At 39.6% G+C, this 10397-nt stretch carries 11 protein-coding genes; 4 read left to right on the top strand and 7 right to left on the bottom strand.

What is annotated here, in order from left to right; translation table 11 throughout:
• The coding region (locus tag AB5I83_RS23520; protein ID WP_448978909.1) for a Ger(x)C family spore germination protein at nt 1-1163 on the top strand (1163 nt) is incomplete at its 5' end.
• A 200-nt stretch (nt 1164-1363) separates the two neighbouring features.
• Here the strand turns inward: AB5I83_RS23520 and AB5I83_RS23515 are convergent.
• The 3 genes from AB5I83_RS23515 to AB5I83_RS23505 form a co-directional block, all read right to left on the bottom strand.
• Nucleotides 1364-2362, bottom strand: coding sequence for a DUF3231 family protein (locus AB5I83_RS23515; protein ID WP_448978907.1), 999 nt, complete (start codon nt 2360-2362; stop codon nt 1364-1366).
• Between the two features lie 253 nt (nt 2363-2615).
• Nucleotides 2616-3224 (bottom strand): ATP-binding protein, encoded by a 609-nt coding sequence (locus AB5I83_RS23510; protein ID WP_448978905.1) that lies wholly within the window; start codon nt 3222-3224, stop codon nt 2616-2618.
• Complete coding sequence (locus tag AB5I83_RS23505; protein ID WP_448978913.1) at nt 3221-3754, bottom strand: LytS/YhcK type 5TM receptor domain-containing protein; 534 nt, start codon at nt 3752-3754, stop codon at nt 3221-3223. Before AB5I83_RS23505 ends, AB5I83_RS23510 begins: the two co-directional genes overlap by 4 nt.
• A gap of 428 nt (nt 3755-4182) precedes the next feature.
• On the opposite strand from AB5I83_RS23505, the gene AB5I83_RS23500 reads away from it, so the two are divergent.
• Both AB5I83_RS23500 and AB5I83_RS23495 read left to right on the top strand, forming a co-directional pair.
• On the top strand, nt 4183-4359 hold the full coding sequence (locus AB5I83_RS23500) for a hypothetical protein (protein WP_448978903.1): 177 nt from the start codon (nt 4183-4185) through the stop codon (nt 4357-4359).
• A gap of 262 nt (nt 4360-4621) precedes the next feature.
• On the top strand, nt 4622-6304 hold the full coding sequence (locus AB5I83_RS23495; protein WP_448978901.1) for an NAD-dependent malic enzyme: 1683 nt from the start codon (nt 4622-4624) through the stop codon (nt 6302-6304).
• Nucleotides 6305-6367: 63 nt separating this feature from the next.
• On the opposite strand, the gene AB5I83_RS23490 is transcribed toward AB5I83_RS23495, so the two are convergent.
• A complete protein-coding gene (locus AB5I83_RS23490; protein ID WP_448978900.1) occupies nt 6368-7024 on the bottom strand; it encodes a potassium channel family protein in 657 nt (218 codons plus the stop codon).
• A 29-nt stretch (nt 7025-7053) separates the two neighbouring features.
• The gene (locus AB5I83_RS23485) at nt 7054-7545 is read right to left on the bottom strand and encodes a hypothetical protein (protein WP_448978898.1); all 492 of its coding nucleotides are present in this window, start codon (nt 7543-7545) and stop codon (nt 7054-7056) included.
• Nucleotides 7546-8228: 683 nt separating this feature from the next.
• Here AB5I83_RS23485 and AB5I83_RS23480 point away from each other — a divergent pair.
• Nucleotides 8229-8813 (top strand): nucleotidyltransferase family protein, encoded by a 585-nt coding sequence (locus AB5I83_RS23480; protein WP_448978911.1) that lies wholly within the window; start codon nt 8229-8231, stop codon nt 8811-8813.
• Here AB5I83_RS23480 and AB5I83_RS23475 read toward each other — a convergent pair.
• A complete protein-coding gene (locus tag AB5I83_RS23475) occupies nt 8799-9596 on the bottom strand; it encodes a hypothetical protein (protein ID WP_448978896.1) in 798 nt (265 codons plus the stop codon). The two genes, AB5I83_RS23480 and AB5I83_RS23475, sit on opposite strands and share 15 nt — an antisense overlap.
• 620 nt (nt 9597-10216) lie before the next feature.
• Nucleotides 10217-10397: hypothetical protein (locus AB5I83_RS23470; RefSeq protein ID WP_448978894.1), on the bottom strand; the 181-nt coding region annotated here is incomplete at its 5' end.

Here is a 10397-nt window from a genome sequence, read left to right as displayed (position 1 = left end):
ATGTTAAACAAGGGGAGAAAGAGATGATTACGTTGGGAAGGAATCTTTCGCTTGCTGCGGTTATGATCATTCTTATTCTTCAAACAGGTTGTACCGATATCAAAGAAACCCAGGATTTGAATTATGCAACGGCCATCGGAGTGGATTATAAAGATGGGAAATATCATACTTATATCCAATTGGTGGATCTGATGAAGGTTGCTAAAACTGAAGGTGGTGATAGTTCACCAGCCAAAATGTGGGTATCGAAAGCAGAAGGCGAAATCTTTATTGATTCGTTTTTTGAAATTTATAAGACGGCTCAGGAAAGATTCGTATGGGCCCACGTAACAGCAATTGTCCTATCTGAAGCTGCTTTAAAGCAAGGATTCCAGGAAATCTTTGATGGGCTGACCCGTTACCATGAATTCCGATTGACCCCTTGGGTCTATGGTACGAACGAAAAGATCGAGGACATCCTGTCAACTAAGGGATTTTTTGGTCAAACGTCTCTGAATACAATCTTGCATCATCCAGAATCCATCTTTCAACAAAGCTCTGAACTTAAACCAATACAGTTATTCGAATTAGCGAGGCAGGTATTCGAACCAGCCTATACTGCCAATCTTCCATCTCTTTCGATCGATAGAAGCCAATGGAAGGAAGGGGAAAAGAAAGAAGCCAAGCTCTATTTGAATGGTGCCTATTTCATTAAAAATGATGAATATAAGGGCTTTTTTACAATAAAAGAAGTAAAGGGACTGAGATGGACCACCCCTGAGATGGAGAGAATCCAGGTATTAATACCAAATGAGGAGGGCCCGTCCTTTCTGACAGTGTTTGAAGACCCAAAAGTGAAGTATGTCAGCAATGGGTCGGAAGTCGACATTACGATCCATGTTAAAGGGAATCTTGCCAATCGGGAAAAAAACAAGAATCTAAAACTGGCTGAAATGAAGGAGTTATGTGAGTCGATCATCAAAAAAGAAATCCAGGGACAATATGAGTTAGGAATTGAAAAGGAAACAGACTTTTTAAACTTAGAACATGTCCTTTACCGTGAAAGTTGGAGGAAAAACGACAAATTGAAACAAGCGAGTTTGAACAAGGTGAAAGTGAATGTTGACATTATTCATTCAGGGGCGTTGACAAACCGAATGATCGAGATGAAAGACTTGGATTGAAGAGTGCTGTTCCCATCATAGTGTCGAAGTAGGATGGGGGCGTTTTGGGATTCCGGTAAATAATTGATGTAAAAATCAAATAAAAGAGCAGTATTCACGTAATTAAACGTAGACTACTGCTCTTTTATATAAGAGAAATAGGCTGAAAATTAGCCTCAGTTAAACAATCCTTTTCTCTATTCAACTTATTCCTATCGAAACTATTGTTTGTGGTTGATCATTTGTGGAGGCTCTTCTGTCCATCCGTTCTTGATCATGATTTTCGCCCCTTTATGGGCATATTCAAAAACATCCTTTGTGAAGATGGACATTTTTATAGGCAGATCATTGCGTAAACTAAAAGCCGTGCCAAGGGAGTTGCTTCCCAGGGAAAAACTGCAAAACAGGCTTGTACAATACATCATTAGCTTATCGGAGAATGGAGCGACTGTGGATCGAGTTGCATTTCCTCCAGGAGACTGTGGGACTGGGAGCTCATCCTGGATCATTAATTCACTTAATTCTTTTATGATTCCTTTGGCCAATTCCGCACCTTCATGGAAAAACTTCTTCACCTCTTTATCATGCGCGCACTGAGCAAATCCCAAGATCATTTGGAGTCCAGTAAGATTTGATTCAATCCCTTTATGAAGATGCGCCACCTCAACAGTGTTTAATGTCCTTTTTTGAGACAATGGATTTAAGGTGTTCGCACTTAAGTAATCTTTATTTTTTACAAACTCTACTGACTTTGGCATTGTCACGAAAGGAGTCCTGACAAGAAGTCCTTTCTCAAGCAGATATTGGGAACAAATCCTAAAATACTTCTGGGTAAGGGCAGTAAGGTCTTCAAAAAGAATATTAATATCTTCCCTGAACGTCATGGTCAGGTTTAAAGCATGAAGTCCCATGCTGATTTGCTTTAATAGTCGGACAAACATAATATCAAAACCATTGTCATAAAGCTTTGGAACATCTTTATTCACATCCTGTGCGGTGTAGCCAACTGGAATGACGGCACCTTCCTGTTCATAAATAGCAATGATTTTACCAACATACATCTCAAGATCACTATGTAAATTTGTCATGATTTCTTTAGCTGTCTCATCATCGGCTTTTTCAATAAAATACTCTAACATTCTTAAGATCATCGTTTTCTCCTGATAAGTGAGCCAAAGTGTCCCTATTTCAGAAGAAGTGATTGGCGCTTTTTCTGGCATTTGCGATCCTCCGGGAATTTTTTATTCTTAGGGTGTGCAAAATAGGCCGTTTTATTCTGTATTCTGAAGTGCCGAGGGCCTTTAGGTTTATGGCAGGAATGAACTGTCTGTATGTGGTTATTGATGTTGTGGAATTAAACAATACTGAATATTTTTCACGCATTCCAACTCAAAAATCCAACTCTGTATTCATCAGTCCCCATAGAAAAAGCTAACCCAGGAATTTGGGTTAGCTTGAATTTCCCTCCTAATCTCAGTTCATTGAAAATGTGTTTAATCTAATGGAAAAAGCAGTGCCTTTTCCTAGTTTACTTTGAACTGAAATAGTGCCGCCCATACTTTCTATGATTCTATATACGAGCATTAAACCGAGACCAGTGCCATTTTTTCCTTTTGTTGAATAATAGGGCATTCCTAAACGAATCATTTGGTCTTGTCCCATCCCTACACCAGTATCGCTTATGATCAGCTCAACCATGGAATCATGTAAATGATAGGCTTGAAAAGTAAGTTTACCACCATTGGGCATCGCTTCTACTGCATTTTTGGTTAAGTTGACAATACATTGCTGGAATCTTTCTTGATTAACATTTAATTGAAACGGTACCAAATCTGTTTCTATTTCAATACAATTCATGTTTGCTAATGGCTTGATGACATTAATCGCTCTTTCTATCTCTGAATGACCATCAAATATTTGTACTGACTGGACTGTAGGCTTAGCATAGGACAAATAATCCGAAATGATCTTCTCAGCCCGATTTAGTTCATCTAAAGAGATTGTGATGAACTGATTTTTTTTGTCAGCAGATAAATCAGGAGTTTCCTTTAACATTTGTAACATACCTTTTATGGTTGTCATCGGGTTCCTACTTCATGACTTATAGAGGCGGCCAAATGAGATACAACCTCCATCTTTTCAGAGCGAATAAACTGCTCACGCAAGAAAGAAAATTCCCGGATACTCTCAATTAAGTAAACTAAAATGAATAATGACAGGATCATTGTAAACGCAAAACCTATCCAATAGTCCGGCTGGAGTGTGAAGCCAAATAGGATATGAGGTGTTTCAAATACTATGATCGTTGAGAGGATTCCCAAGCCCACTACCAGTTTTAACTTTTCTTTTGCTGCCAGCAAGTTGAATTTTTTATAAACAGCTAGAATGATCATGAAATTTAAAAGTGTGATGACCACCGTGCTAATACTTCCATCGCCACCGAATAAAAGCCGGAATCCCACGGCAATCAGACTATATATCAATAACGGAACTGGCCCGCCATATAACCCCCCAATGAAAATCGGAACACCTCGTAAATCAAAAACAAAATCATCATTTAAATGAATGGGAAAGGTTATACATAAAATAATAGCAATACAAAAGAATGTAATAGTAAGCTACTTTTTCACCTTGATCCCTTTCTGTTCTAAAAACATTGGTAAAAAAGAACAAAATCCAATTATGAATAGCAGATTTAATAATAAGTCCTTAACCACCTGGATCAATAGTGATTCCCCCAAAATATGATAGTACTATCATACTGTATTTAGTGTTCCTTTTATAGGTTGAATTTAGAAGTTTAGCCAGTTAATTACAGGTGAATTATGGGAAATCTTAATGCGATAAATTAGATTAAAGTTGAAATTGATGTCTGGCATGTACAGAAGTCTGAATACATCATTTGAAAAGAGGAAGATCAAGAGGTTTTTATGATAGGGAAATAGTCTAGAACAAGGAATTAGGGAAAGGAATAATCAGGTTCAGGGACAAATAAATTTAACTATAGAGAAGGAAATACTGTCTTAAAAAGGAGGAGCATATGAAAGAAAGAAAAGAAAAAAGAATTAATGTACCTGCTGGTTCTAAGAGTGCAGTTACTTTTGGTTCTGCTTTGGCCATTTCAATATCATGGAGTATCCATCATTCCGTTTTATGGGCAATTGTTCACGGATTCTTTAGTTGGTTATATGTCATATATTATGTTTTGACCAGGTAAGAAGTCAGGCGAATTATTTTGCTGATTTTACGGCTGCTCTGACTATTCTAATTAGACCAAAGAATACAAGTGCTTTTTCCCTACTTGTATATCTTTGGTTCTTTCTGTTTTTGAAGGAGTGTTCATTTCATTGATTTAATTAGAAACCACTCTGGGAGTCTTTCGATATCTAAGTTGGACTGATAGATGCCCGTCTGTTTTTATCAATTTGTGAAAAGGGTATACAACCAAGAACAGCTTACAAAAGAAAGAGGGGAAATTGATGTCCAATTCTAATGTAATCCAGACGACGTTGAGAGGAAAGGAGCTTTTGTCAAACCCATTTTTAAATAAAGGTACAGCTTTTACTAAGCAGGAACGGGAGGAGCTAGGACTGGAAGGGTTATTGCCGCCTCAGGTGCTAACACTCGATGAACAGGTAAAAAGGATGTATGAGCAGTATTCGATCAGAACCACCAATTTATTTAAAAATGGAGTCCTTTATGACTTGTATAACCGGAATGTAGTCCTGTTTTACCGATTGCTTAAGGATCATTTAAGTGAAATGCTTCCTATTGTCTATACTCCTACTGTCGGGGAGGCGATCGAGCAATATTCACAGGTTTATCGCCGTCCAGGTGGATTGTATTTATCGATTGACGACCAAGAGGGGATTGAAACAGCGTTTAAGAACCTCGGACATGCCAAAAATGACATTGATTTGATTGTCGTTACCGATTCAGAAAGCATTCTCGGCATTGGAGACCAAGGGATTGGCGGCATCAATATCTCGATTGGTAAGTTAGCCGTCTACACAGCAGCTGCAGGGATTAACCCTAGCCGTGTATTGCCGGTTGTGCTGGATGTCGGAACAAACAACAAGGCTTTGGCGGACGATCCGTTTTACATCGGAAACGAGTTCCCACGTGTCCGAGGAGAGCGTTATGATGAGTTCATTGATGCATTTGTCTTAACGGCAAGAAAATTTCACCCTGATGTTTTGCTGCACTGGGAAGACCTTGGCAATGTGAATGCCCGGAAGATCATGGAGAAGTATGGAGATAAGATTCTTACCTTTAATGATGATATTCAGGGTACCGGAGCTGTCACATTAGCGGCCATAAAGTCAGCCTTGAAGATGACCGGCGGTTCATTGAAAGAGCAAAGGATTGTTGTCTTTGGTCCAGGCGCTGCTGGAATTGGCAATGCTGATCAGATGGTGGATGCCATGGTTTCTGAAGGATTATCGAAGGATGAAGCTTATGACCAGTTCTGGGCAGTGGATTTCAGAGGCCTTTTAACGGAGGAACATGGAGATGTCTTGGATTTTCAAAAACCATATGTCCGTAGGGTTAATGAAGTGGAAGGCTGGGAACGGAATGACGGAGGCATCATTCCATTGATGGAAGTGGTCAAAAGAGTGAAACCGACAATTCTAATCGGCACATCTGGACAAGCTGGAGCCTTCTCGGAGGATATCATAAAAGAGATGGCAAGCCATACAGAACGTCCAATCATCATGCCGATGTCCAATCCGACACCACTGGCAGAAGCAGTTCCAGCAGATTTGATTCAATGGACAGAAGGACGGGCACTAGTTGCAACGGGGAGCCCTTTTGAGGATGTAGAACACAATGGAATTTCCTATGAAATCGGCCAGGCTAACAATGCCTTTATTTTTCCGGGGCTAGGGCTCGGAGCCATTGTGGCAAAAGCAAAAATCATTTCAAAAGGTATGTTCACTGCAGCTGCAGACGCTGTTGCCGACATGTGCTGCAATGATAAGCCGGGACTACTTCCTAACATCAATACATTGCAGGAAGTTTCTGAAAAGGTGGCAATGGCAGTCATTCATGCTGCTATCAAGGAGGGAGTTGCCCTGGCAGATATCCATGATGTCCAAAAGGCAGTGGCAGATGCTATGTGGAAACCGGTGTATAAAGAGATTAGAAGCATTAAAATTTAATGGTTGGATCAAAAGAGCGCAGGGGGTACCCTGTGCTTTATCCGCTTTTTAGGTGTTTAAAAACTAAACCCCTTTATCTTCAAATGCATGAATTTCATTATTATTACCTAACACGATGAGGATATCATCAGTGCAGATGACTTCATCAGCTGAGGGGGAGACAATAAATTCTTCTCCGCGCTGGATCCCGATGATCGTACATCCGTAATTGGCACTTACATTCAGTTCATTTAATGTTTTGTCCGTTACTTTTTTTGTAGAGACGATTTCTGCAATGCTGTGGTTCTTGGAAAGCTCAATGAAATCAATGATCTTATCAGAAGTAACATGGTGGGCGATTCTCTTAGCCATTTCCCTTTCAGGGTGAATGACGCGATCGGCTCCGATTTTTACTAACACCTTTTGATGGTTCTCACTTAATGCTTTCACCCATACTTGTTTGACACCCAAGTCCTTTAGCAGCAATGTGGTGAGGATACTAGCTTCAATATTACCGCCGAAGGATACAATGACAAGGTCAAAATTTTTCAGACCCAAGGATTTCAGATTACTTTCACTAATGGCATTGGCCACAACAGCATGTGTAGCAAATTTGCTATACCTGTTCACTCTTTCCTCATTCACATCGACGGCCAGAACCTCGAATCCAAGATGATGAAATTCCTCGACAAGGCTTCCGCCAAAGCGGCCAAGTCCTATCACAGCAAATAACTTTCTCATTATGTATTTCCTCCTGATTACAAAAAATCTTAATACGCCAAATCTTGATATTGTTTTTTAATAAAATGAAAGAAAATGATCAGTAAGATGGCTGCTGCCGGGTAAACGGGGATGGAATACAAGAGCTTCCAGCCTGTATAAATTAGGGCCTCATTTTTCACACAAATCCATTCATATAATACCGAAAATCCTGTCCATCCTATAATATAGAGAACAGTTTTTTTACCATGTAATTCAAACTTATCGTAAAAATAAAGAAATACTAAGGAAGCACAAGGGTACATGAACAAATGGAACAATGCTCCGGAAAGTTCGTATGTTGGATTATCACCAAAATAGTAGGCCGTAAAAGGGGTAGCAATTAAAAAATAGTCAATGGATGAAACAAGAAATATGTTATACATCCAGATAAGCAGGACAATCACTGGCCGGAAGTATTTTCGGATGGGCCAGAATGTTAATAATGCTGCAACCGAAGAAATCAGAAAGAACCATTCGTTCCAATCATATTTTACATTCATTTGTCATGCCCTCCTTTTAAAAAGTAGAATGCGGTATCCGTTCATAAAGCCAATAAGCAATATGAGTGCTCCAAACCATACGGAAGGTGACCACCAAAACTGCCAATTCACATGAATCAATACACCTAAAAAATGGTTCAGCCACTCTACACTTGTTAATATAACTATAAATAAAATCATTAAAAAGCCCTTTTTGTACCATGTATAGGTGACCAAAAAATAATCTAAAAATAGAAGCATGATGACGGGGTAAAGGTTAATTCGACTTATAAAATGAGACATTTCAAGGAGTAGATTTTCAGGGATGTGCAGAGTTTTAAAATTCATATAACATAGTGCAGAGAAATTCTGAGTAATGTAAGAAGCAAGAAACCAATAAGCCGTGATCTCTAGAATGTGGAGATTTTTCTTTTTCTTTATGAAAAAAAGTAAAGCGAAACCGTTTAATAAGAGATAAATGAACAATACCATATAGAATCTCCTTATTTACCTATTCCCTTTCGCTTGGCCAAAAGGCCTTTTCTCGATTGAGGAGGGATCCTCTGCATTATGACTTATTGTCACCAAGAATCATTCAAATATGTTTCTCTCTAATCGTTATTAGTACGATGGATGAAAGTGAATGTTCCCTAACGATATAGTGTGTTAAAATAAGAATGTACGTTCGTGTCGAAGGGGTGTTTATTTTGCTGGAAAACAAAGAAGATGTAATAAAGTTAATTCAATCAGATGAAAATATGATGAAGATCATACATACAGCAGGAATACTTGACTTGCCGGATTGGTGGATCTGTGCTGGTTTTGTGCGTTCGAAAATCTGGGACACATTGCATGGATTTAAGGAGCCGACGATGACTCCAGATGTTGATGTGATATACTTTGATCCCGCAAACATTGATGAAGAGTATGAAAAGAAACTAGAAAAAAAGTTGAAGAGCCATATGACTGAGATTCCATGGTCTGTGAAAAATCAGGCAAGGATGCATGTTGTCAATCAAATTCCGCCTTACACATCTTCGGAAGACGCCATTTCGAAATTCCCGGAAACGGCGACGGCACTGGGTGTGAAGCTTGACAAAGAGAATAGACTTGTCTTGACCGCACCGTGTGGATTGGAAAATGTCCTCCATATGGAGTTGAAGCCGACTCCATTTTTTACAGAGACGAGAGAACGTGCTGCCATTTACGAGGAGCGGCTGATCAAGAAAAATTGGACAGCTAAATGGCCGATGGTGAAAGAATATCATGTAGACCTACTCTCCCTGTAAAAATCCCAGGTCAAATAGCTCTGCAAAGTACACTTCCTGAAACTTCTTATTCAGAATCCCTGTATAATAGGCGAGCGGATTTTTAACTTTTATAGTTGTTTTCATTTTTCGGATGAGCTGTTTAAAAGAATCCATAGAGACGGACAGTATGGTGTCTGTTTCGTTTTCCTGGTTGTTTTTGTAGGCGGCGATTGCTGTCATTCTCCAAAATTCCTCGATAGTCTTAGCTTGAGGGAAGAAAAACTTAGCCAGGTCAACAAATGGCTTTGGAATCCGGTCGCTTACAAAAAGGTGGTCTGCAGGCTCCTTGGTGTTGGATATTTCTTCACGTTTATTATTCTTAATAGTTTTAGTTTCAGAAAGAATAATAGTTTTATTATGGTGGTTCATTTTTTCCTTCTTGGGTGGTTCACCATTGGGAAAACGATTAAAAACGAATAGATTGCTGGATTGTGAACCATTTTTGCGCTCTGTTTCATATACAGTGAAAATCCCAAGATTGCTTGCCTTGATGATCATTCTTTTAAAAGTGGAACGGGAAATTCCCAGCTCATTGTATTCCTCATGAATCGCCTTCAGCACCGTACCGATCTTCGCATTGCTGACACCAGGAATTTTAGCAGCAAAGCGGGCAAGCCTTTTTAGTCCAACCAATTCGCCCTTTGAAAAATCATACTTGTGGACAGCCAGCCACATCTCCAGATGACGATTGAACTCCTCCAGCGAACCGAACTGCGAATACCCCTCAAACCCCTCAATGACCCCAGATTTAATTGTCATCATTTTGCACCGCCCTTTCACTGTCTATATATAGATGGGCAGGCAAAAAGGACAGGGTGGGTAGGGGGATATTGTGGCAGTATTGTGACAAAAAATTCAGCTAGTTTGATAATGAATTAAAAGACAGTAATGACTTCGAAAATTAAAAAAGTACCAAAAGGGAGGGGCAGCTTCATCGTAAAAAAACCTAAAGATATTAAGTTCCTTAGGCGGGAGGGGATATAAAGGGTTTTGAATATTACTAGCCAGTAATCTCAATAAAATTGGAATCTTGTCGACGATAGTATAGGATTATATATGCAGGTAAGATCGTTGAGCATATCGATGATAAGACGGAAGCTTTGAACAAAAGAGTTTATAAAGCGGAAACAGAGATTGAACGACTGAGCAGACAATAAGGGGGTCTGAAGTAACTTCAAGTTCGGACAACTTTTTCGTGATTTCCTTCAAAGCTGTCTGAAGTAACCCCAAGTTCGGACAGCTTTGTCGTGATTTCCTTGAAAGCTGTCTGAAGTATCCCCAAGTTCGGACAGCTTTTCCGTGATTTCCATGAAAGCTGTCTGAAGTAGCTTCAAGTTCGGACCGCTTTTCCCTGATTCCCATGAAAGCTGTCTGAAGTAGCTTCAAGTTCGGACAGCTTTGTCGTGATTTCCTTGAAAGCTGTCTGAAGTAGCTTCAAGTTCGGACAGCTTTTCCGTGATTCCCATGAAAGCTGTCTGAAGTAGCTTCAAGTTCGGACAGCTTTGTCGTGATTTCCTTGAAAGCTGTCTGAAGTAACCCCAAGTTCGGACAGCTTTTCCGTGA

The organism is Mesobacillus sp. LC4 (assembly GCF_053543455.1).
The sequence above is the reverse complement of the archived record's forward strand: the minus strand, read 5'-3'. Positions and strand labels throughout refer to the sequence as shown.